This window comes from Telluria sp. GW821-FHT07G12, from assembly GCF_059418525.1.
Window position 1 is genome coordinate 647,660 of the sequence record NZ_JBWKQA010000002.1, and the last position, 21,107, is coordinate 668,766.

At 66.8% G+C, this 21,107-nt stretch carries 20 protein-coding genes; 14 read left to right on the forward strand and 6 right to left on the reverse strand.

Going from position 1 to position 21,107, the window contains the following annotated elements; genetic code table 11:
- Nucleotides 1–194 precede the first annotated feature (194 nt).
- The 8 genes from AC07PE_RS10995 (at nucleotide 195) to AC07PE_RS11030 (ending at nucleotide 6,693) form a co-directional block, all read left to right on the forward strand.
- On the forward strand, nucleotides 195–794 hold the full coding sequence (locus AC07PE_RS10995; RefSeq protein WP_498764150.1) for an MEDS domain-containing protein: 600 nt from the start codon (nucleotides 195–197) through the stop codon (nucleotides 792–794).
- Nucleotides 795–798: 4 nt separating this feature from the next.
- Nucleotides 799–2,637 carry a putative bifunctional diguanylate cyclase/phosphodiesterase gene (locus AC07PE_RS11000; protein ID WP_498764152.1) on the forward strand — a complete coding sequence of 613 codons (1,839 nt, stop codon included), beginning with the start codon at nucleotides 799–801 and terminating at the stop codon, nucleotides 2,635–2,637.
- A 61-nt stretch (nucleotides 2,638–2,698) separates the two neighbouring features.
- Nucleotides 2,699–3,193 carry a GNAT family N-acetyltransferase gene (locus tag AC07PE_RS11005; protein WP_498764154.1) on the forward strand — a complete coding sequence of 165 codons (495 nt, stop codon included), beginning with the start codon at nucleotides 2,699–2,701 and terminating at the stop codon, nucleotides 3,191–3,193.
- A 186-nt stretch (nucleotides 3,194–3,379) separates the two neighbouring features.
- A complete protein-coding gene (locus AC07PE_RS11010; protein ID WP_498764156.1) occupies nucleotides 3,380–3,814 on the forward strand; it encodes a type IV pilin protein in 435 nt (144 codons plus the stop codon).
- A complete protein-coding gene (locus tag AC07PE_RS11015; RefSeq protein WP_498764158.1) occupies nucleotides 3,802–4,431 on the forward strand; it encodes a GspH/FimT family pseudopilin in 630 nt (209 codons plus the stop codon). Before AC07PE_RS11010 ends, AC07PE_RS11015 begins: the two co-directional genes overlap by 13 nt.
- Nucleotides 4,428–4,868 carry a type IV pilus modification PilV family protein gene (locus AC07PE_RS11020; protein WP_498764160.1) on the forward strand — a complete coding sequence of 147 codons (441 nt, stop codon included), beginning with the start codon at nucleotides 4,428–4,430 and terminating at the stop codon, nucleotides 4,866–4,868. Before AC07PE_RS11015 ends, AC07PE_RS11020 begins: the two co-directional genes overlap by 4 nt.
- Before the next feature lie 8 nt (nucleotides 4,869–4,876).
- Nucleotides 4,877–6,076, forward strand: a complete 1,200-nt coding sequence (locus AC07PE_RS11025) for a PilW family protein (protein ID WP_498764162.1) — start codon at nucleotides 4,877–4,879, stop codon at nucleotides 6,074–6,076.
- The gene (locus AC07PE_RS11030; protein WP_498764164.1) at nucleotides 6,076–6,693 is read left to right on the forward strand and encodes a hypothetical protein; all 618 of its coding nucleotides are present in this window, start codon (nucleotides 6,076–6,078) and stop codon (nucleotides 6,691–6,693) included. Before AC07PE_RS11025 ends, AC07PE_RS11030 begins: the two co-directional genes overlap by 1 nt.
- Before the next feature lie 806 nt (nucleotides 6,694–7,499).
- Here AC07PE_RS11030 and AC07PE_RS11035 read toward each other — a convergent pair.
- The gene (locus tag AC07PE_RS11035) at nucleotides 7,500–8,000 is read right to left on the reverse strand and encodes a hypothetical protein (RefSeq protein ID WP_498764166.1); all 501 of its coding nucleotides are present in this window, start codon (nucleotides 7,998–8,000) and stop codon (nucleotides 7,500–7,502) included.
- Nucleotides 8,001–8,850: 850 nt separating this feature from the next.
- Here AC07PE_RS11035 and AC07PE_RS11040 point away from each other — a divergent pair.
- A complete protein-coding gene (locus AC07PE_RS11040) occupies nucleotides 8,851–10,968 on the forward strand; it encodes a pilus assembly protein (protein ID WP_498764168.1) in 2,118 nt (705 codons plus the stop codon).
- Nucleotides 10,969–10,972: 4 nt separating this feature from the next.
- Here the strand turns inward: AC07PE_RS11040 and AC07PE_RS11045 are convergent, their stop codons facing one another.
- The gene (locus tag AC07PE_RS11045) at nucleotides 10,973–12,004 is read right to left on the reverse strand and encodes a DUF3108 domain-containing protein (RefSeq protein ID WP_498764170.1); all 1,032 of its coding nucleotides are present in this window, start codon (nucleotides 12,002–12,004) and stop codon (nucleotides 10,973–10,975) included.
- Between the two features lie 76 nt (nucleotides 12,005–12,080).
- On the opposite strand from AC07PE_RS11045, the gene AC07PE_RS11050 reads away from it, so the two are divergent.
- The 4 genes from AC07PE_RS11050 (at nucleotide 12,081) to AC07PE_RS11065 (ending at nucleotide 17,366) form a co-directional block, all read left to right on the forward strand.
- Nucleotides 12,081–12,629: a flavin reductase family protein gene (locus AC07PE_RS11050; RefSeq protein ID WP_498764766.1), complete on the forward strand. Its 549-nt coding sequence runs from the start codon at nucleotides 12,081–12,083 to the stop codon at nucleotides 12,627–12,629.
- Between the two features lie 149 nt (nucleotides 12,630–12,778).
- Nucleotides 12,779–14,056, forward strand: a complete 1,278-nt coding sequence (locus tag AC07PE_RS11055) for a YaiO family outer membrane beta-barrel protein (protein WP_498764173.1) — start codon at nucleotides 12,779–12,781, stop codon at nucleotides 14,054–14,056.
- Nucleotides 14,050–16,434, forward strand: a complete 2,385-nt coding sequence (locus AC07PE_RS11060; protein WP_498764175.1) for an LTA synthase family protein — start codon at nucleotides 14,050–14,052, stop codon at nucleotides 16,432–16,434. Before AC07PE_RS11055 ends, AC07PE_RS11060 begins: the two co-directional genes overlap by 7 nt.
- Nucleotides 16,434–17,366: a hypothetical protein gene (locus AC07PE_RS11065; RefSeq protein WP_498764177.1), complete on the forward strand. Its 933-nt coding sequence runs from the start codon at nucleotides 16,434–16,436 to the stop codon at nucleotides 17,364–17,366. Before AC07PE_RS11060 ends, AC07PE_RS11065 begins: the two co-directional genes overlap by 1 nt.
- Here AC07PE_RS11065 and AC07PE_RS11070 read toward each other — a convergent pair.
- Genes AC07PE_RS11070 through AC07PE_RS11080 form a run of 3 tightly spaced genes read right to left on the reverse strand, consistent with a single transcriptional unit; the run spans nucleotide 17,363 to nucleotide 19,181 of the window.
- Entirely contained in the window at nucleotides 17,363–17,815 is a 453-nt protein-coding gene (locus AC07PE_RS11070) for a universal stress protein (RefSeq protein WP_498764179.1), read from the reverse strand. The genes AC07PE_RS11065 and AC07PE_RS11070 overlap by 4 nt on opposite strands.
- Nucleotides 17,816–17,835: 20 nt before the next feature.
- Nucleotides 17,836–18,273 (reverse strand): universal stress protein, encoded by a 438-nt coding sequence (locus tag AC07PE_RS11075; protein ID WP_498764181.1) that lies wholly within the window; start codon nucleotides 18,271–18,273, stop codon nucleotides 17,836–17,838.
- A 44-nt stretch (nucleotides 18,274–18,317) separates the two neighbouring features.
- Complete coding sequence (locus AC07PE_RS11080) at nucleotides 18,318–19,181, reverse strand: MaoC/PaaZ C-terminal domain-containing protein (protein ID WP_498764182.1); 864 nt, start codon at nucleotides 19,179–19,181, stop codon at nucleotides 18,318–18,320.
- 114 nt (nucleotides 19,182–19,295) lie between these two features.
- Between AC07PE_RS11080 and AC07PE_RS11085 the strand changes: the two genes are divergently transcribed.
- Entirely contained in the window at nucleotides 19,296–20,423 is a 1,128-nt protein-coding gene (locus tag AC07PE_RS11085; RefSeq protein ID WP_498764184.1) for a branched-chain amino acid ABC transporter substrate-binding protein, read from the forward strand.
- Between the two features lie 3 nt (nucleotides 20,424–20,426).
- Here the strand turns inward: AC07PE_RS11085 and AC07PE_RS11090 are convergent, their stop codons facing one another.
- The gene (locus tag AC07PE_RS11090) at nucleotides 20,427–21,014 is read right to left on the reverse strand and encodes a TetR/AcrR family transcriptional regulator (RefSeq protein WP_498764186.1); all 588 of its coding nucleotides are present in this window, start codon (nucleotides 21,012–21,014) and stop codon (nucleotides 20,427–20,429) included.
- Between the last annotated feature and the right edge of the window lie 93 nt (nucleotides 21,015–21,107).

Below are 21,107 nucleotides of genomic sequence, written 5' to 3' on the forward strand. Positions count from 1 at the left end.
GGAAACATAGCTGGAAAATTATTAAGCAGCAATAGCGGCACGGCGCAGCGAACGGTGTTTATAGTGTTTACTAAACAATTTACATGTGCATAAATAGGCTTGCCGGCCGGGTGTCGTGCCTACCTGAATCCGGTACGCGTACGCCTGGCGGCACTGCGAAGAGGGTGTATGCTCCTTGCAATGGGAGGAGCACCATGACTGATCCGGAACGACATGTATGCCTCGGATTCACGGACGAGCGCTACCCCGCGGGCACCCACCTCTGCTACCTGTACAGCGGCGACGAAGAGCGCCGCCAGATCCTGCCCCTGTATGCGCGCGAAGCCCTGCTTGGGCGCGAATCCTTTAACTACGTGGCGGACGTGCCCAGCCGCGCCGAGCTGCCCGGTGCGCTCGAAGCGCTCGATCTGGCCACCGCCGTGCGCGAACGCCCCGGCCAGATGGAGGCGGCAATCACCGCCGAGGGCTATTACCCGAACGGACATTTCAGCCCGGACGAGATGCTCGCCAGGCTGCGCAAGGCCTGGGAGGACTGCCAGGCCAACGGGCTGGCCGGCGCCCGCTTCGCCGGCGAGATGACCTGGGCGCTGCGCGGCATCCCCGGGGCCGACCGCATCCTCGAATGCGAAACGCGGATCAACGAGTTGATCAAGGAGGCGCCGATGACCATCATGTGCCAGTACGACCTGAACAAGTTCGACGGCGGCATGCTCTACGAGGTGCTGAACGTGCATCCGGTCGTGATCGTCGGCGGCCACGTCCTGCGCAATCCCTTCTACCAGAACTACGGGTGAGGCCATGGGTACCCTCGACCAGCCGTTTCCGCAGACGCCGGACGCCACCATGCTGGGGCGCCTGCTCGTCATCCAGCAGGCCGTCGACGCCATGCCGGACGAGGTCCATATCGCCGCTTTCGTCGGCCGTGCGCTGGCCAGCCTGCCGGGCGTGGCCGAGGCCCATGTCGACCTCGACGGCCACACGGGGGCGCCGGACGACTACATGGCGGCGCTGAAGACGCGCTGCGAGCGCGAAGCCTCGCCGGTGCCGGTGCTGAATTTCATGCGTCACCACGGGACGGGCGTGCAGTGCTTCCCGATCGACGAACCGGGCCGGCGCCTCGGCTGGCTGCTGCTCAAGGTAGACAGCGAGGACGCGCTGCGGCCCTACGTCCCCTTCCTGAGCAATATCGCCGGCAGCCTGGGGCGCATCCTGTGCGCGCGCCACGTGCAGGCGCGGCTGGCGCGCGCCAACGATGAGCTGCGCGATGCGCGCGACGGCCTGGAGCAGCGCGTGGCCGAGCGCACCCGCGAACTGGAATACCGCGCCACCCACGATCAGCTGACCGGGCTGGCCAACCGCGCACTGCTGATCGACCGCCTGCGCGGCGCCATCTGCAACGCCCAGCGCGAAGGCCGCATGGTCGCCGTTGTTTACCTGGACCTGGACAGCTTCACCTTCATCAATACGGGCCTCGGCAGCGCCTGCGGCGACGAATTCCTGCGCGAGACCGCGCGCCGCCTCGGCCGCCTGGTGCGCGACAGCGATACCGTGGCGCGCATCGGCTCCGACGAATTCGTGATCCTGCTGGCCGGGCTCGAGACGGTGGAGCGCAGCAGCGGGCGTCTGAACGCGATGCTGACGGCGGTGCGCGAACCGGTGCAGCTGGCGGACAAGGATGCGGTGGTCACCTGCAGCATCGGCGCCGCCGTCTACCCGCTCGACGGCGAGGAGGCCGAGCTGCTGGTGCGCCGCGCGAATTCGGCCATGCTGCGGGCCAAGAGCTCGGGCAAGGACGGCATCCAGCTCTACGCCAGCACGCGCGACGCCGCGGTGGCCGAGCGCATCGAGCTCGAGACCGAGCTGCGGCGCGCGGTGCCGGCCGGCGAGCTGGTGCTGCACTACCAGCCCAAGCTCGACCTGGTCACGGGCGCATTTGCCGGCGCCGAGGCGCTGGTACGCTGGGACCACCCCAGGCGCGGCCTGCTGGCGCCTTCGCATTTCATCCCGCTGGCCGAGGATTCGTCGCTGATCGTGGCGCTGGGCGAGCGGGTGCTGCTGCAGGCCTGCCTGCAGGCCAGGATCTGGCGCGAGGCCGGCCTGGGCGACAAGACCGTGGCGGTCAACCTGGCCGCGCGCCAGCTGCGCGATGCGCGCATCGTCGACACCGTGCACCAGGCCTTGCAGACCACCGGCCTGATGCCGCCCAGCCTCGAGCTCGAGATCACGGAAAGCTCGATCATGCACGACATCGACCATGCGACGAAGCTGCTGCACGAGCTCAAGGCCCTGGGCGTGGCGATCTCGATCGACGACTTCGGCACCGGCTATTCCAGCCTCAGCGTGCTGCGCAACTTCCCGGCCGATAAGCTCAAGATCGACCGCTCCTTCATCCACGAGATCGAAACCGTGCCGAGCGCGGCGGCCGTGGTGCTGGCAGTGATTTCCTTTGCCAGGGCGCTGGGCATGCGCGTCATCGCCGAAGGGGTGGAAACCGTCGGCCAGGCCGACTTCCTGCAGCGCCATGGCTGCGACGAGATCCAGGGCTACCTGGTCGCCCGTCCGCTGCCGGCCGAGCAGCTGCTGGAGCGCTTCCGCCAGCCGGCGGCGATGCCGTGGAAGGATTCGCCCCAGGCATGAGGGGATGGCATAATGCCGCCCCATGCCGAACAGCCCGCTTGACCTCATCACGATCCGCCCCATGCGCGAACCCGACCTGCACGCCGTACTGGCCGTGCAGGCCGCATGCTATCCGCCGGCCATGCAGGAACCGGCCGCAGTGGTGCTGGCGCGCCTGCGCACGGCGCCGCACACTGTGCTGGTCGCCTGCGACGCGGCGGGCCCGTGCGCCTACGTATTCGCCTATCCCTCGCGGCTCGGCGCAGTGACGCCGCTGGGCGCCGGCTTCGCGCCCGCGCCGGAGGCCGACACGCTCTACATCCACGACCTGGCAGTGGCGCCGCGCGCACTGGGGCGGGGCCTGGCGCGCCGGCTGGTGGCAAGCCTGTCCGAGCGGGCGCCCGCGCCGGGACTGCCGTATGCGGCTTTGGTCGCGGTGCAGGATTCGCGCCGTTTCTGGGAAGGCCAGGGCTTCACCGTGCAGGATGCGGACGAGGAGGGCGCCCGGGCGCTGGTTACCTACCCCGAGGGCGCGCTCTACATGGCACGCCGCGCAGCGAGGCCGCCGTCGGCTTGACCGAATTGCATCACCCGATAAACGATCGACATCACCCGATAAATGATCGACATCGTTTCGGCCTTTGAACGCGTTTTCCCCTCTGTATTCACCCCGGAAATCGTTGTTTTTTGTCGTTTGGCGAGCCCAAATGCCACCGGCTTAGGCTAATATTGTCGTTGGGCAAGTATTTTTCCGGGATTCCATATGTCGAGCTTCAAGCGAACCACCGTGCGCGAGCGCGGCTTTACCCTGATCGAATTGATGATCGTGGTGGCCATCGTCGGCATCCTGGGCGCCGTCGCGATTCCCGCCTACGGCAATTACGTGCTGCGCGCGCGCCTGGCGGATGCCTATTCCGGCCTCGGCAGCGTGCAGACCGCCGCCGAGGAATACTGGTCGAACAACCGCACCTATGTCGGCCTCGACCGCCTGCCGGCCGCCACCACCAATTTTACCTACACTCTGACCAGTTCCAGCGCATCGGCTTACGTCGTCACGGCGACGGGCGTCAACGGGGCGCTCGGTTTCTCCTTCACCGTCGACCAGAACGGCGCCAAGGCGACACCGCGCGCACCGACCGGCTGGACCACCAGCACCAGCTGCTGGATCGACCGCAAGGACGGCCGGTGCGTGCAGTGATGCCACCGCCGCGCGCCGGCGGATTCACCCTGATCGAGGCCGCCGTGGTGGTCGCGATCCTCGCCGTGCTCGCCAGCGTCGGCATTCCCAACATGTCGGCCTGGCTGCTGAGCCGCAAGGCCGCCGCCGCCGCCGGCTATTACGCCGACGGCTTCGCCTTCGCCCGCAGCCAGGCCATCGGCCACAATACCTCTACCCGGCTGGTCCTGGACGATAATGCCGCCAGCGGCCAGCAGCAGTGGCGGGTCGACTTCTGCTATCCCAACGCCGACGATCTCTGCGACGACGACAGCACCGGCTGGTCGACAGCGAGCGCGCCGGCCGCCGGCGACCCGCGCGGCACCCTCGGCGACAAGTCGGTGGTGCGCAGCGCCGACGGCCTGCCTTCGGCGCGCGCGGTGTCGCTGGTGGTGGCCCCGTCCGGCGCCGATTCCGTTTATTTCACCGCGCTGGGCTGGGTCGACACCCGTATCTCGCCGCAGATCTCACGCATTACCTTGTCGCCCACGGACGACGACGCGTTCGCGCCGATGGCGGTGTCCCTGACCCTGGCCGGCGTCGCCATGCGCTGCAATCCGTCGGCGGTGGCGCCCGACCGCCGCAGGTGCCCGCGATGACGCCCGTCCGCCGTCTGCGTATTCGCGCGCAGCGGGGCTTCGCGCTGGTCGAGGCCCTGGTTGCGGTGGCGCTGCTGGCCATCGGCCTGATCGGCATGCTGGGCCTGCAGGCGCGCTCGGTGTCGGCGCTGGAGGATTCCGCCATGCGCACCGAAGCCACGCTCGCCGCCGAATCCCTGCTCGGCATCATGGCCACCGACCAGGCCAACCTGGCCGCCTACGCGGTGGCCGAAGGCGCCGCGCCGGGCACCCAGCTGAAGCCATGGCATGACGCTACCAAGGCGCGTATCCCGACGGCCACGATAGGCGTGACCGTCACCCCCGGCGCCGCGGCAGCCGGCACCCGGGTCGACATCAGGATCGCCTGGACCCGCAAGACGGGTACCAGTGCCAACCAGCACCGTATCACCTCTTATATCGCGGGCAGCAAGACATGACAGGCCGGATGCGTACACGTGGACAGGGTTTCTCGCTGGTCGAGCTGATGATCAGCATCGTCATCGGCATGCTGGCGCTGGTGTTCGCTGTGCGCCTGATGAGCAACTCCGAGCGCACCCAGCGCAACGGCGTCGGCGGTTCGGACGCGATGCAGAACGGGATGCTGGCAATGTTTTCCATGAGCGGCGACGCCGCCCAGGCGGGGTATGGCCTGAACGACCCGATCATCGCCGGCTGCGACACCGTGTTCAGCGACACCTCGGGCTACACGCTGGCTTCGGTGACAGTCGGCGGTACGGCGGTCAAGCCGCTGGCGCCGCTCATCATCGAAAAGGAAGCCGGCGGCGCCAGCGCCACGCCTACCACCGACGGCGAGAATCCCGACCGCATCAATTTCTACGCCGGCAGCTCGATCACCGGCACCGGCACCCTGCGCCTGCTGTCGGGCTATACCACCGGCACCCGCATCGTGGTCGACCGCGTGCCCTACGGCTTCCGCCAGGGCGACGTGATCGTGGTCGCGCCCGAACAGGTCGGCAGCGGCAAGTGCGCGCTGGCCCAGATTTCGTCCGATCCGGATGCGCTGGCGGCGCTGCCGGCCCAGCAGTCGCTCGACATGGTGCAGAACAGCGCGTACCGCTACAACAGCGGCGCGCTGGGCGCAAGCTTCGGCGCCGGCGTCTCGCGCGTGTTCAACCTTGGGCCGGCGCGCTCGCTTTCTTTCCATAGCTGGTCGGTGGCGGGCGGCTTCCTGCAGCTGCGCTCGACCGACATGCAGGATGCGGGCACCAATCCGGTGGCCGTCACCGGCGACGTCGTCTCGATCAAGGCGCAATACGGTTTCGACAACCGCACGGGCAGCAACTTCACCCCGGATGCCGGCATGCAGGTCAAGCAGTGGTCGTCGACCATGATTAACGCCGACGGCGATGGCGTGACCGGCGGCGCCGGCGACTACCTGCGCATTGCGGCGGTGCGCCTGGCCGTGGTGGCGCGCAGCCGCACGCCGGACGCGGCGCCCGCGGGCGGCACCTGCACCGCCACCACCGCGCCGGTCACGGTCTTCGCCAGCGCCACCGCCGGCGCGGCCGCGGTGCCGGTCAAGGTCAAGCTGGCCGTCGCCGGTGACAGCGTCGACTGGCGCTGCTACCGCTACCGGGTGTTCGAGACCATCGTCCCGCTGCGTAACTTCGTCTGGAGGCCTTGATGAAACAGCCGCCAAAGCTGCAAGCTTCGCGCCTCGTCCGCCGCGCGAGAGAGCAGGGCATCGCCTTGCCGGTCATGCTGGTGATCCTGGCGGTCATGCTGGTCGGCAGCGTGTACTTGCTGAAGTCCAGCCACTCGACCGCACTGGCGACCGGCAACCTGGCCTATGATGCCACCCTGAACCGCGCCGCCGATCTTGGCCTCCACCAGGGCTTCCAGTGGCTGAGCACCACGGCCGCCACCAACAAGGCAGCGCTGCAAGCCGACGATACGGATGATGGCTATCATGCCTCGCTGAATACGAAGCTGACGCCGCACGACGACGATTTCTGGGATAACGCGAAGACCGTCACCGATGCCGGCGGCAACAGCATCCAGTACGTGGTGCACCGCATGTGCCTGCACGACGGCCGTTACGACGACAAAACCAACCGCTGCGTGCAGACATCCTCGGTGCGAGGGAGCCTCGGCAACGCGGTGGCGCTGGGCGAGAGTCTGGCGTCGGATGCGCCCAGCTTCGACGGCGCGCCGCAAATCCATTATGTGATCGCCTCGCGCATCAACGGGCCGCGGGGCAGCAACGTGATCAACCAGATGATCGTGCTGATCGGCGCGTAAGGCCGTCTACCTATGAAAAAACTTCTCGCGTTCTTCTTCCTGGTCCTGCTCGGCGCCGGCGCTTCCGCCGCCCCGACCGCCATCGCCCAGCTGCCCCTGCTGAACATCACGGGCAGCGGCAACGTCAAGCCCAACCTGATGCTGTTGTACGATAACTCGGGTTCGATGGCTTCCAATTTCACTCCCGACTACGTAGCCGATTCTACCACCTGCCGCAACGATCTCACGATGGCGAAGGCGACGACCGGCTGTGTGTTTGGACATCCACCTTTCAACAGCGCGGATTTCAACCGCCAATACTACAATCCCAACGTTCAATACACGCCACCGGTCGATGCATTAGGGAATTCCTATACGTCGATGACGCGGGCGAATACCAGCACGTGGACAGCGGTTCCCACGGACGGTTTCGGTATCAACAACAGCAATCTGCTGAACGACCCGGAGACGAAGACCAACCTTGCCAGCGGATTCCCCGAGATCGGCTGGTGCGATTCGTCTGGCAACTGTGTTTATGGACCCGGGACGCCAACCTATTCCTACCCTAACGGCACTTACAAAAGTTCCGATAAATACACAACGACTGCGCCGTACTACTACACGATCAACGTTGCCGAGTACTGCAAAGAAGCAACGCTAGTCACCTGTAAAACAGTGTCCGTCGGCGCCCCGGCGCCGGCCGGTTATCCTTTCCCGGCTAAGGTGCGTTTTTGTAGCGACACTGCGCTGACGCTTTGCCAAGCGAAGTATGTCGGGGCGTACAAATATCCTCGCTTCTCGAGCGCAAGCAGCACCGTTACTTCGTCCTACGGCACGGTAACGATCGGCGCATCGGGTACGAGCAACGATCTGGTCATCAACAGTATCTCGGTGAGAGAGTCGAGTGGCACCGTCGTCATCACCAACGGCGCCGTGACAGCAACCGGCGGCACTACCACCCTTACTAAGCAGAGCGCACTAGCCAATTCCTTGGCCGCTTCGATCATCGCCAAGGCGGGCCTGACTCGCCAATACACCGCGTGCGTGCGCAGCCCGACTAGCAGCGCCGTGCAGGATTGCGCAAGCTTCGGCATTAACCTCCCGACCAATAACATGGTTGCCATCGTGCCCGTCGTATGTGCGACCGGCGCGACAAAGGCCAATGGAGATTGCACCGTCGTTGCGGATGGCAGCCGCAACGGTTGGACGCTCAGCGTCAATGCCCAGACCAAGACCTTGAGCAAAGGTACGGACGTTATCCCGTCCACAACGGCTGCAATTGGCGCGGGCGCCTCAATCTTCGTCCGCACCGATATCGTCTCGAGCAACAATAGTTACCCGAAAGCGGATGCCCGTACTGATTGCGCCGGTGGCACCTGCACCTACGATGAGGAAATGACCAACTTTGCCAACTGGTACGCGTATTACAAAACACGTAACCAGATGATGAAGACGGCGGTGGGTCAAGCCTTTCAGTCGCTGAATGGCAACTACAATGTCGGCATTGTTTCACTTGAATCCGCGGACGCTGAAGCAGCGAGCGGCTTCACATATCCGGCCCAATTCACCGGTACCAACCGCAGCACTTGGTATAACGCTCTTTACAAGATGAAAGGCTCCAACGCGACGCCGATGCGTAAAGCGTTGAATGCAATCGGCAAGATGTATGCGAACCAGGGAAATTTTGCCCGCCCAGCAGGATCGGAAGTCATTCAATACCCCTGCCAGCAGAACTTTGCCTTCGTTACGACAGATGGGTATTGGAACGGAAACGCCGCGACCAACGTCGCTAGCAATGACAACACCGAAAATTTATCGCGTTTTTGCAGCAAGCGCCTTGGCTGTGTCGACACGCGTACACAGAGCGCAGCCTCTCTTGCCGACGTAGCCCTGCATTGGTATAACGGCGGCTCCAGCACGGGCACAACGTCACTGCGTACCGACATCGACCCGATGACCAAAGACGGCTTAGTGCCAGCTGCCTCAGGTGACAATCAACATTTGCACATGAACACCTACGCACTCGGTCTGGGCGTCGATGGGGTGATGACCTTCGACCCTAAATACGACACAGGTGCCACCGAAGGTTCAGACTTTTACAAGCTTGTCACTGGCGTTAATACTGGCTGCCCTTGGAACAATAATGGCGCCTACGTCTGGCCTGATCCTAATACCACTGTGACTAGAACCGACGTGGCCTACCAGGAGCGCGTCGACGACTTGTGGCATGCCGCCATCAACGGCCATGGCAAGTACTTCAGCGCCTCCGATCCGACCCAGGTGGTGGATGGCCTGTCCAAGGCCCTGGCCAACATCGAAGTGCACGTCGGCGCAGCCGCGGCATCCGCGACATCGACCCCGAACATCACGCTCGAAGACAATGACATCTTCTCCGCGACCTTCACCACCGTAAAATGGTTCGGCGTGCTCACCGACCGCAAGCTGGATCCCGTCAGCGGTGAGGTGATCAAGACCATCACCTGGCACTCGAGCAATACGCTCGGCGCCAAGGTGGCGGCGGACACCGATACCCGCAAGATCAAGATGTTGGACGTCGACAACGGCGGCCTCAAGGACTTCTTGTACGCTAACCTGAACGCCACCGAAAAGGCCTGGTTCGACAACAAGTGCGGCGCGCTGGCCCAGTGCACCAACCTGTCGGCGGCCGACCGCCTGATCGTCAACGACGGCAGTAACATCGTCGACTGGCTCCGGGGGCGCCAGCAGTACGCGGACGACACCCGCCTGCGCGCCTACACGCTGTCCAGCACAAATGACGAAGGCGTGACCAGGGCGCTGCCCATCGTCCTCGGCGACATCGCCGCGTCCAAGCCGGCCTACCAGCGCGATCCGCGCAAGAACTATACGGCCGCCGGCTACGCCCAGTTCAAGGTCGACAAGGCCGGCCGCACGCCGGCGGTATTCGTCGCCGCCAACGACGGCATGCTGCATGCCTTCAACGCCGGCAACGGCGACGAGCTGTGGGCCTACCTGCCGCGCGTCACCATGAAGAAGCTGCACCTGCAGGCCAGCACGACCTACAGCACCAACCACCAGTTCAGCACCGACGGTTCGCCGGAGATCTCCGACGTCAAGATCGGCACCGAATGGCGTTCGGTGCTGGTGGCCGGCCTGAATGCCGGCGGCCGCGGCTACTATGCGCTGGACGTGACCGACCCCGCCAATCCGGTGGCCCTTTGGGAGCTGTGCGCCGACTCCAGCGTCTGCAGCGGCGGCAATTACGACGCCGACATCGGCCTTACCTTCGGCAATCCGCAGTTCGGCACCTGGAAGGACGCGTCCGGCGTCGAGCGCTGGGTCGTGTTCCTTACCTCCGGCTACAACAACATCCCGAGCACCGGCTTCAGCGGCGACGGCAAGGGTTACCTGTACGTGGTCGACGTCGCTACCGGCCGCGTGCTGAGCAAGAAGGGCACCGGCGCGGGCGACACCACCACGCCGTCGGGCCTGGCCAAGATCACGGCGATCACCAACAATCCGCTCACCGATCCGCTGGTCACCTATGTGTACGGCGGCGACAACCAGGGCAAGATGTGGCGCTTCGACTTTACCGTGCAGGGCAACCCGACGGTGGTACAGATGGGCGACGCCGGCACCGCCCAGCCGGTGACCAGCCGTCCGGAAGTGACGTTGTGCCAGATCGAGAACACCGACAGCGCGGGCGTCAAGACCGTCAGCGCCCAGAAGGTGGTGGTCTTCGGCACCGGGCGCCTGCTCGACCTGCCCGACATTGCCGACACCAACCTCCAGAGCGTCTACGTGCTCAAGGACAGCAGCACCGGTATTGCCGCGGCCAGCTGGCGCAATCCGACCGCGATGGTCGAGCAGACCCTGGCCCACCCGGCCAACACCCAGGCGTACACCATCAGCGGTGCGAGCACGAACCTCGGCAGCAAGGCCGGCTGGTTCTTCGACCTCGACCAGAACGCCGGCGAGCGGGTCAACCTGGATCCGAAGGTGGCGGCCGGCACCCTGACCGTGGTGTCGAACATGCCTTCATCCTCGTCTTCGTGTAAGGTCGGCGGCAGCAGCAATGTGTACCAGCTCAATGTCTGCACGGCGGCCCCGGTGAACAGCCAGCAGGGCATCGGCGCGATTGCCGGGACTTCGCTGTCCGGTAATTCGGCGGCGGTCGGCTTCATCATCGTGCGGCTGCCCTCAGGCGCCCTGAAGATGGTCACCACCACCGCCGACGGCAATACCATCACCTCCAGCGTGGCCCGCGCCACCGACGTGGAGGCGCACCGCGCCGGCTGGCGCCGCGTGCGCGAGTAAGCGCCTAGCGTTCGACCCGGGTCAGCACCTGGGTCGAAACCGTTCCATCTGCAGTTGTCAGGCGCATCTGTACTGGCAGCCAGTCCTGTGAAGGCGCGAGCCACAGCTCCAGGCGCGTTTGGCCCTGTGCCACCGCCTGCGCCAGATGCCAGGCGTGCAGGGTGCCAATGCCAGTAGCAACGTCTTCTTGACCCAGCAGTTGGTACTGGCTGACGCTCACTGCAACGGCATCCGCTACCGCTATCCCGATCACGTTCTGCAGCTGCTCAGAGTTGGCACGGCCGATGGCGGCTAGTTGCACTAGGACCGACGCGCGGTCCTGCATCCCGATGGTAGCTGACGCACTCACTCCGCCTGCTGAGAAGCTGACCTCGCCCGTTTCCTGGTCAAAACTAGTTCGCAACACAGTATCACCTTGCATTTCGTTGGCCTCTAAGGGGACGATGCCAGTATCGCCGCCAACGCCACGGCTAGAGAGACGGCCTGTCAGGCCGTCAAGTTCCAAAGTATAGCCCGCGCCGTCGTTTCGCCAGTCGAGGTAGGCCTGCTTGTTGGGTGCTGGCCGCCCTTGCAACACTAGGTCGTAGTACAGTCGTGCCGAGGGAGGCAGGAACGCGCGGTAGCGGTCAGGCATTTTCCGTAGGAGGCGAGTGCCAGATACCGGCTGTGTAGTAGCAGACGTGTTGTCAGCGGTAGGCGTCGGCGCGGGCATCGCCGCCGAGGAAGTTGCCACGTTGCGGGAATTAGCAGAACGCATCGGTGCTTGGACAGGTGCGTCGGGGACGTGCTGTGTTGGCTGCGCGGTTTCAGGACCAGATATGGCGGTCGGCTGGCGCTGTACATCGGCGGCACCGCTCCGCACGTGCGGCCCCAACTCCACCAGGCGCAGCGCCAGCGGCGCGGACGCCGCCATGGGCGCAATGGGCCCCGGCGCGCGGCGCGCGGCCAGTTCCAGCAGCGCGCCATGCAGGGCGATAGACAGCGCGCACAAGGCCAGTAGCCGGCGGTTGCGCGACAGGAAAGCGTTGGACTTCATCCCGCTAGTGTACCGCCTGGCGGCGCTGCCGCCCATCCGTGCGCCCCGGCTGCTGCCGCCGCGCGATCATGGGAACATGAACACGTCCCGCAAGCACGCGCTGCCGCTGCACCAGGTGCGGCGCTACCTCGAACCCGGCCCGGTGGTGCTGGTGTCCTCCGCCTGGCAGGGGCAGCGCGACATCATGACCATGGGCTGGCATACCGTGATGGAGTTCACGCCTTCGCTGGTCGGCTGCATCATCGCGTCCAGCAACCACAGTTTCGAGCTGGTGCGCGGCAGCCGCGAATGCGTGATCAACCTGCCGACCACCGCGCTGACCGACGCCGTGCTGGGCATCGGATCCACCAGCGGCGCCGGGATCGACAAGTTCGAGACCTACGGCCTGAGTGCCCAGCCCTCGCGGCTGGTGAGCGCGCCGGCCATCCGCGAATGCCATGCGCAGTTCGAATGCCGGCTCCATGACGACAGCCTGGTCGACAAGTACAACTTCTTCATCTGGGAAGTGGTGGCGGCGCGGGTGGCGTCGACCCCGGCGCATCCGGAAACCCTGCATTACCAGGGCGACGGCATCTTCACGCTGTCCGGGCGCGTGGTCGACCTCAGCCGGCCCGGACTGAAATAAGCTTGCCGGTCCGGCAGCATGGTTGACGGTATGACCATCGATTTGCGTGTTTTGCGCGACAGAAGGGCCGCACGATAGGGTGCTTTCCTTGACGCAACAGGATGAGTCCGGCACAGTTTGGCCTGCGTCTCTTGCCTCTCGTTCCCTACATGCCCATCGACTTCCAGCTCCCCGCCGATCCGCCCGCCCAGGTCCAGCCTCCCAGCGCCCCGTCCTTCGACGACCAGTACGCGAATGCGCGTGCGCTCGCCAATGGCGGCCAGCCCGAACTGGCCCTGGCCGCGTATTCCGCGCTGCTGACGCGCTCCCCGGGCAATGCCGACGTCCTGCTGGGCCGCGGCATCGTGTATTCGCGCCTGGGCCGCTGGAGCGAGGCGGTGGCCGACCTGAGCGCGGCCGCAAGCGTCTCGCCGGGCTATGACGACGTCTGGGAAGCCCTGGGCAATACCTGGCGCTGGAGCGAACAGCCGGCCAGGGCGCTGGAGGCCTACGAACACCTCGTGGCGCTGCGCCCGAACGACCCGGCCGCCCTGGTGGCTAGGGCGCGAGCGCAGCGCGCCCTCGGCCATGCCGCGCAAGCGCAGGCCGACCTCGAACGTGCGCGCGCCCTCGGCGGCGATGCGGGCGAGATCGACGGCCTGCTGGCCGACCTCCAGCCCGCAGCGCAGCCGGCAGTCCAGCCGAATGCGGCGCTGCCCTCCGCGGGCAATCCGGACGCCACCATCGCCGCCGGCTATTCCTGGGCCGCCGGCCTGTCCGCGAGCTGGACGGACGTCGGCAGCGGTCCGCGCTGGAACGACCAGACCGCCAGCGTGCGCCACTACATGAAGGCCGGTTCGCTGGGCTTCGAGACCCTGCGCGCGCACCGCTTCGGCCAGCAGGACATGGCCTGGGCGCTGGACGGCTACGCCAGCCTGTGGCAGGGCGCCTATGCCAACCTGCGCTACCAGCACTCGGCCACCAGCCGCCTGTTCCCGGCGAATTCGGGCCGTATCGAGGTTTGGCAGGCCCTCGGCAAGGGCTGGGAAGCCTCGCTCAGCGACGACGTGCTGGGCTTCGATGGGCGCGTCAACATCTATGGTGTCAGTCTCGCCAAGTACACCGGCAACTTCTACATTCAGCTGCGCCACCAGAACATCGTCTCGCAAGACTCGCACAGCACCGGCGACCGCCTGCTGGCGCGCTGGTACTACACGGGCGAGGCCGACAACTATCTTGAATTGAGCGCCAACAGCGGCCGCAGCGACGATCCCCTCAGCCTGGTCGGCGGGCGCGCCCGTTCGGGCGGCGGCGGTGTCGCCTGGGTGCGTTACTTCAGCCCGCAATGGGGCGGCAAGATCGGCGCCAGCTTCTCGCGCGCCGCCGCCACCGGCGCCAGCTCGGGCAATGAGCGCGGCTTGACCTTCGCGCTGTATCGCCGATGGTAGCCGTCGTCGAAAAGCCGCCGGCGCCCGTCAAGGAGCTCGGCCCGGTACGCCGCGCGCTCGGCGCCGCCCTTGGCGAGGTCCTGAGCTGCCTGCCGGCCCTGATGCTGGCCTGGCTGTGCCTGCGCGTGGCCGAGACTTCGCACGTGGCCGGCGGGATCAAGGTGTCCATCCTGTTCGGCCCCGCGCTTGCCAACGACCTGCTGTCGCTGCTGCGCTATGGTTTCCTGTTCCTGCTGGGCGCGCCGCTGCTGGCGCTGGTGCCGGCGCGGCGCTGGCGGATTGCGATCCTCGGTGTCTGCTGGTCGGCGCTGCTGGCCGCCCAGGCCGGCCTGCTGCAATACCAGTGGATCGCCGGCGTGCCGCTGGGCGCCGACCTGTTCGGCTATACGCGGGCCGAGGTCGCGACCACGGTCGGCGGCGGCTGGCGGGTGTATCCGCCGCTGGTGGTGGCCCTGCTGTCCGCCCTGGCCGTGCTGTGGGTGGCGCTGAATGCCTGCAGCCGCCCGTGGTGGCCGCGCGCCGGCGCGGGCCGGACCCTGGTCGCGGGCGCCGTCAGCCTGCTGGCCTTCGCCTTCCTGCCCGACCATTTCGCGCCGCCGGCCGCCCAGAGCGAAGCCAGCGTCGACTACCTGCTGAACAAGACGGCCTATTTTGCCGACCGCAACCTGGCCCACCTGACGGGCACGGGCGGCGCCGGCGAGTTCGAACACGGCAAGGGCGATCTGCCCTGGGCCGGCAAGGACCCGCGCTATCCCTTCGCGCATGCGGACCGCACGCCGGATACCCTGGGCCCGCTGTTCGCGCGCCAGTCCGCGACGCCGCCCAACCTGGTCTTCATCATTGTCGAAGGCCTGGGCCGCAACTTCTCCGGTCCCGGCGCGCGCCTGGGCAGCTTCACGCCCTTCCTGGACGAACTGGCCGGGCGCAGCCTGTATTTCGAAAACTTCCTGTCCGGCCAGGGCCGCACCTTCGGCGTGTTGACCACGGTGTTCGGTTCGCTGCCTTTCGGCGACAACGGCCTGGCCGCGCTCGGCGACAAGATGCCGCGCCATGCTTCGCTGCTGAGCGTCCTGAAGTCGCAGGGCTACCGCCTGAACTTCTACAGCGGCTCGAACCTGGAGTTCGACAACGAAGGCCTGTTCCTGCGCCACGAAGGCGTGGACAGTTTCGTGAGCGAACGCGATTACGGCCCGCCGGCCCAGCGCAGCAACGAGTGGGGCTATCCGGACGGCGAGCTGGTCGACATGGCCTTGCGCCGCCAGGGCCGCGAGCAAGCTGCGCCTACGGTCTCGATCATCCAGACTACCAGCATGCACGATCCCTTCACCTTCCCGGACAAGCCGCGCTATCTGGAGAAAGTGGGGCAGCGCCTGGCCCAGCTGGGCATCGCCGGCAACGCCAACCCGGGCTATGCGGCCCAGCGCGAGATCTTCGCCTCCATCCTCTACACCGACGATGCGTTGCGCCGCTACTTCGAGGGCGCCGCGCGCCTGCCGGGTTACGAGAACACCATCTTCATCATCACCGGCGACCACCGCCTGCCCGAGCTGCCGATGGACACCCGCATCGAGCGCTACCACGTGCCGCTGATCGTGTATTCGCCGATGCTGAAGGCGCCGCGCGCGGTCAAGGCGATGTCCTCGCAGTTCGACATTGCGCCCTCGCTGCTGGCCTATTTGTCGAACAACTACGGCATGAAGTCGCCTTCCGAAGTCAGCTGGCTCGGCACCGGGCTCGATACCGAGACCAGCTTCCGCAACCTGCACGTAATCCCGCTGAAGCAAACCAAGACGGAACTCAGCGACTTCGTCTCCGGTTCGGTCTACCTGGCCCAGGGCCGGCTGTATGCGCTGGCCGACGGCCTGCTGACCGACCGCGCCCCCGACGGCAAGGCGCTGGCCACGGCGCGCAGCCAGTTCGAGGGCTTCCTGCAGGCCAACCGTGTGGCGGCCCGCGCGCCGGCGCTGACGCCGCCCGGCGCGATCGAAGCGCTGGCGCCTTACCGCGCCGAGGTGCGCAGCCTGCGCAGCGTGGCGCTGGCGGCCGAGGGCGGGGTCGGCGTCTCGGGCGTCAAACGCGCCGCCGCGCCGGGGCCGGACGGCGCCGCCGTGATCGAAGCGACCATGAGCAACCAGTCGACCTCCACCTCGCAGCCTTTCGTGCCGTTACTGGTGATCAGCGACGCCGGCGGGCTGGAAGTCGGCGAGGCCGCCGGCGAACTGCAGACGCTGGCGCCGGGCGCCACGCTGAAGGTGGCGCTGCCGGCCAAGCTGGGCAAGCTGCCGCACGGGACCTATTTCGTGTCCATGATTCCCTCGCATCCGGAGACCGGCCGTTCGATCGGCATCGGCCAGTATCACGTGGAGATGAAGCTGTGATGCGCAGCCTGGTCCTGGCAGTCTTGCTGTGCGCGGGTGGCGCGCAGGCTGCCGACCTGGGCGCAACCGCCGCCGGCCCGCGTGCGATCTGGACCTGGGAAGGCGAGTCCTACGCCATGCTGGAAAGCGAGGGCACGGCGGCCCAGGGCATCGCCTTCCTGAAGTCCAAGGCGATCGGCACCATGTATTTGTATGCCGACGCCTACCGCGGCCGCAACCTGATCGCTTCCCAGCCGCAGGCCTACCGCCGGCTGCTGCGCCGCATGCACGCCGCCGGACTCAAGGTCTATGCGCTGCTGGGCTCGGGCTACCTGAACACGGAACGCTACGTGCTGCCGCGCCACCGCGAGGAGGCCGTGGCCATGCTTCAGCGCGTGCTCGACTACAACAAGGCCGCGGCGCCGGAAGAACGCTTCGACGGCATCAACCTCGACATCGAGCCGCACATCCTGGCCGAGTGGTCGACGCGCAAGATGGCATTGCTGGCCAACTTCGTCGAGATGTCGGACGCGCTGATGCGGGTGAAGGCCGCCTCCGGCCAGGACTTGCCGATGGGTCCTGCGATCCCGTTCTGGCTGGACGGCATCCAGCTCGAGTGGAAGGGCCAGCGCAAGCCCGTCAGCCAGCACGTGCAGGACATCTACGATTTCGTGGCGCTGATGGATTACCGCGACCACGCAGAGGGCGGCGACGGCCTGGTCAGCCATGCGATGGACGAGCTCACGTATGGCGAGGCGATCGGCCGGCCGGTGATGATCGGCATCGAGACCATGCCCAACGAACTGAAAAAGGTGTCCTTCCACCACCTGCGCGAGGCCGAGCTCGAGCGCGAGCTGGCGGCGACCTCGCGCGGCGTGGGGCGGATGCGTTCCTTCGGCGGCTATGTCGTGCACCACTACGCGGCCTACCGCCGCTGGCTCGGCCTCGACTAGACGCTTTTGCCGGCCGGCCCGCGCACCACCAGCACCGGAATCGCGCAGGTCTCCAGCACCTTCGAAGTTTCGCTGCCGAGCAGGCGTGCGCGCAGGCCGCCCTTGCCGTGCGAGCCCATCACGATCAGGTCGCACTGGCGGTCGCGCGCGGTTTCGACGATGGCCGCGGCCGGGCTGTCGCGGTGGACCAGCAGGGTTTCGCAGGGTACGCCGGCTTCCCCGGCGCGGCGCGCGATCCAGGCCAGTGCGTCGTCACCGGCCTGCTCGCGTTCGTTCAGCCAGGCGGCGCGCACCGGGTCTTCTTCTGCGAGCGGGTTCAGGCGGTCGGGCGGCCCGGCATGCAGGCCAAGGATGGATCCTCCGCCCAGTTGCGCCAGTTCGAGGGCGGCGGCAAGGGCGGCGGTGCACAGTTCGGTGCCGTCGGTGGGCACGAGGATGCGCTGGTACATGGTGTTCAGCCCGATGCGCTTCAGCGGTGCACCAGCACCGGGATCGTGCTGTGCACCAGCACCTTCTGGGTCTCGCTGCCCAGCAGCAGGCCCTTGAGGCCATGGCGCCCGTGGGAGGCCATCACGATCAGGTCGCAGCCGAGGCGCGCGGCGGTGGCGACGATGGCGGCATAGGGATCGTCGTCGACCGCATGCTCGCCGCGGCAGGGCACCCCGGACTGCCGCGCGGCGCTGTCGATGTCGGCCAGGATGCGCCGCGCGCGTCCTTCGCTGGCGGCGGCATAGCGCTCGGGCGTCTCTTCGATCATCTCGCTGCTCGTGCTGAGCACGTGGAACTCGGGCGTGACCGTCAGGCCCACCACTTCGGCGCCGACTTCGCGGGCAAACTCGACCCCGGCCAGGATGGCGCGCTGGGAGGCTTCGGAACCGTCGCTGGGGATCAGGATGCGTTTGTACATGGCCGTCCCTCCATGGATGCGCCGCCCGGCATGGGGCGGCTCACTCAGGATCGCGGATATGCACTTTGCATGGCTTGAGCTGAATCAAAAGCGAATTCGCCCTCGACGGCAATGCGGCCGCCGGCTTCGACCGTGCAGCGGCCGTCCGCCAGGCTGGCCGCCAGCGCCACGTCCAGGCCGAGTGCGATGGGCGCGCGGAAGCGTCCGTCCAGCTGCGCCAGCGGGCGTCCGCCTGCGCGCTCCAGCTCGGCGCAGGTCCGGCCCAGGGTCTGCATGCCATGGATGATGGGCGCGTCCAGGCCCATCAGGCGCGCCGACCACGGCCACAGGTGGATCGGGTTCCAGTCGCCGGACAGGGCGGCATAGGCGCGGCCGCTGGCGGCGGACAAATGCCAGCCGGCGACCGGCGCCAGTGCCGGCGCCGCCTCCGCCGTGCGCCGCGAGGAGCCGCCGCGCTTGCCGCGCACCACCAGGTAGGTGCTGCGGCAGGAAAACACCAGCTGGCCGTCCTGGCTCGCCCGGGTGTCCAGCACCGCATGCACGGCGCCGTTGGCGGCCGGCGCTGCGATGCCGACCTCGGTCGCCAGCTCCAGCGGGCGCCCGGCAAGCGGCTGCACACCGGCGCGCAGCGCATTGTCGACGTGGATCGCGCCCACCAGGCGGAAAGGGAAGGCGGCGCTCAGCATGGTCGCCAGGTGGGCGCGCTGGGCCAGCAGGTAATAATAGGTAAGCGGCACCCGCTCGCCGCCAAAGCCGAGCGCGGCCCGGTAGCGCGCCACCTGTTCCCGATCGACCTGGTCGAGCAGGTAGCGGGTGGCGATCGGCGCCGCGGCCGCGCCGGAAGCGGGGCGCTTGAACAGGGCCCGCAGCAGGGTGGCGGCGGAAAGTGTCGGCAGATTCTGGAGCATGGCCGCATTGTGCATGAAATCCGGATTGTTACCAGGGAATACTTGTTAGTTCTAACTTTCCCTTGTAACATATCGTTTTCGATATAAAGAATCACCTGTATATACGAGGATGGAATGAAGAAGTACGTATTTGCCTTGACCGCATTGTCGGCGGCCGGCCTGGCGCCGGCCCAGGAAGTCGTCCGTATCGGCCACGTGGCCGCCATGACGGGACCGGTGGCCCACTTCGGCAAGGACAGCGAAAACGGCGTGCGCATGGCGATCGAAGCGCTGAACGCGCGCGGCGCCAGCATCGCCGGGCGCAAAGTGAAATGGGTGCTCGCGCCCGAAGATGACGCCGGCGAGCCGAAGCAGGCCACCGCCGCCGCCCAGAAGCTGGCCGATGCGAAAGTCAACGGCGTGATCGGGCACGAGACCTCGGGCACCACAATCCCGGCCTCGAAGATCTACTTCGATGCCGGCATCCCGCAGATCACCGCCTCGTCGACCAATCCGGCGTACACGAAGCAGGGCTTCAACACCACCTTCCGCGTGGTCGCCAACGACATCCAGCTGGGCCGCGCGTTGGGCCGCTACGCCGTCAAGAACATGGCCGCCAAGCGCGTCGCCGTGATCGACGACCGTACTGCCTACGGCCAGGGCCTGGTGACCGAGTTCGTCAACGGCCTGCGCCAGCAGGGCATGAACGTGGTGGCCAAGGAGTTCACCAACGACAAGGCGACCGATTTCTCGGCCATCCTGACCCGCATCCGCGCCAGCAACCCCGACCTGGTCTTCTTCGGCGGGATGAACGCGGTGGCCGGCCCGATGCTGCGCCAGATGAAGCAGCTCGGCCTGAACGTCAAGATGATGGGCGGCGACGGCATCTGCTCGGACGAGATGCACAAGCTTTCCGGCGGCACCATGGCCGACGGCCAGGTAGTGTGCGCGGAAGCGGGCGGCGTCGAGGCGGCCGGCAAGGCCGGCATGGACAAGTTCCGCGCGGATTACAAGAAGCGCTTCGGCATCGACGTCCAGATCATCGCGCCGTATTCGTATGACGCGACCCTGATCCTGGCCGAGGCGATGAACAAGGCGGGTTCCTCGGCGCCGGCGAAGTACCTGCCGGAGCTGGCGAAGCTCCGCTACAAGGGCGTGACCGGCAACATCGCCTTCGACCCGCAGGGCGACATCCGCGACGGCACCATCACCCTGTACACCTTCAAGGGCGGCCACCGCACCGAGATCGCGGTGACCAAGTAAGTCCTAGTCTGCGCGCGGCGCCAGCAGCGCCGTTTCAATGAGCTTGCGGGTCGCGCGCAGCACCTCTTCCGACAGCACCGGATCGCCCTTGACGGCGCCGCGCGCCAGCGCCTGGGCGCCCACCATGGCCGCCACCAGCGTCAGCGCGCGCGCCCGGGCGTCCTCGCCCGGCGCCATGCCGTGCTCGAAGGCGCCCGCCATCGTCTGGATACCTTCCGCAAAGCGGGCGCTGATGGCGCGGTCCTGGCGTCCGATTTCGCTGGCCGAGGCGGCCACCGGGCAGTTGCCCGCATAGTCGTCGCGCCCGGCTGGCGACAGGTAGCCGTCGAGGAAGCGCGCCAGGCCGCTAGGGCCTTCCGCGCTGGCTTCGTCGAGGCCGGCGCAGGTCCGATCGAGCCCATGCGCGAGGGCAGCCAGCGCCAGCTCTTCCTTCGAGCGGAAGTGGGCGTACAGGGCGCCATGGGTGAGCCCGGCCGCCTTGCTGATCTCCGCTACGCCGACGCCGTCGATGCCGCGCTCGCGTATGAGTTTGCTTGCGGCGCGGACCAGGGCATCCCTGTTCTCGGCGGCTTTTTCCTTGCTGATTCTCATAGCGCCGCAGTATAAGCCTCGCCCGTGCGCGACGATGTAGCGAAATTGGCGACACAGCCAGCCGCGAATCCGGCCGGCAAGGGGAAGCGGCGC

Excerpts from the sequence above, each read along its gene's own strand:
- AC07PE_RS10995 (WP_498764150.1), top strand. The coding sequence starts at position 195 with ATGACTGATCCGGAACGACATGTATGCCTCGGATTCACGGACGAGCGC.
- AC07PE_RS11000 (WP_498764152.1), top strand. The coding sequence starts at position 799 with ATGGGTACCCTCGACCAGCCGTTTCCGCAGACGCCGGACGCCACCATG.
- AC07PE_RS11005 (WP_498764154.1), top strand. The coding sequence starts at position 2,699 with ATGCGCGAACCCGACCTGCACGCCGTACTGGCCGTGCAGGCCGCATGC.
- AC07PE_RS11010 (WP_498764156.1), top strand. The coding sequence starts at position 3,380 with ATGTCGAGCTTCAAGCGAACCACCGTGCGCGAGCGCGGCTTTACCCTG.
- AC07PE_RS11020 (WP_498764160.1), top strand. The coding sequence starts at position 4,428 with ATGACGCCCGTCCGCCGTCTGCGTATTCGCGCGCAGCGGGGCTTCGCG.
- AC07PE_RS11025 (WP_498764162.1), top strand. The coding sequence starts at position 4,877 with ATGCGTACACGTGGACAGGGTTTCTCGCTGGTCGAGCTGATGATCAGC.
- AC07PE_RS11030 (WP_498764164.1), top strand. The coding sequence starts at position 6,076 with ATGAAACAGCCGCCAAAGCTGCAAGCTTCGCGCCTCGTCCGCCGCGCG.
- AC07PE_RS11045 (WP_498764170.1), bottom strand. The coding sequence starts at position 12,004 with ATGAAGTCCAACGCTTTCCTGTCGCGCAACCGCCGGCTACTGGCCTTG.
- AC07PE_RS11050 (WP_498764766.1), top strand. The coding sequence starts at position 12,081 with ATGAACACGTCCCGCAAGCACGCGCTGCCGCTGCACCAGGTGCGGCGC.
- AC07PE_RS11055 (WP_498764173.1), top strand. The coding sequence starts at position 12,779 with ATGCCCATCGACTTCCAGCTCCCCGCCGATCCGCCCGCCCAGGTCCAG.
- AC07PE_RS11060 (WP_498764175.1), top strand. The coding sequence starts at position 14,050 with ATGGTAGCCGTCGTCGAAAAGCCGCCGGCGCCCGTCAAGGAGCTCGGC.
- AC07PE_RS11065 (WP_498764177.1), top strand. The coding sequence starts at position 16,434 with ATGCGCAGCCTGGTCCTGGCAGTCTTGCTGTGCGCGGGTGGCGCGCAG.
- AC07PE_RS11070 (WP_498764179.1), bottom strand. The coding sequence starts at position 17,815 with ATGTACCAGCGCATCCTCGTGCCCACCGACGGCACCGAACTGTGCACC.
- AC07PE_RS11075 (WP_498764181.1), bottom strand. The coding sequence starts at position 18,273 with ATGTACAAACGCATCCTGATCCCCAGCGACGGTTCCGAAGCCTCCCAG.
- AC07PE_RS11080 (WP_498764182.1), bottom strand. The coding sequence starts at position 19,181 with ATGCTCCAGAATCTGCCGACACTTTCCGCCGCCACCCTGCTGCGGGCC.
- AC07PE_RS11085 (WP_498764184.1), top strand. The coding sequence starts at position 19,296 with ATGAAGAAGTACGTATTTGCCTTGACCGCATTGTCGGCGGCCGGCCTG.
- AC07PE_RS11090 (WP_498764186.1), bottom strand. The coding sequence starts at position 21,014 with ATGAGAATCAGCAAGGAAAAAGCCGCCGAGAACAGGGATGCCCTGGTC.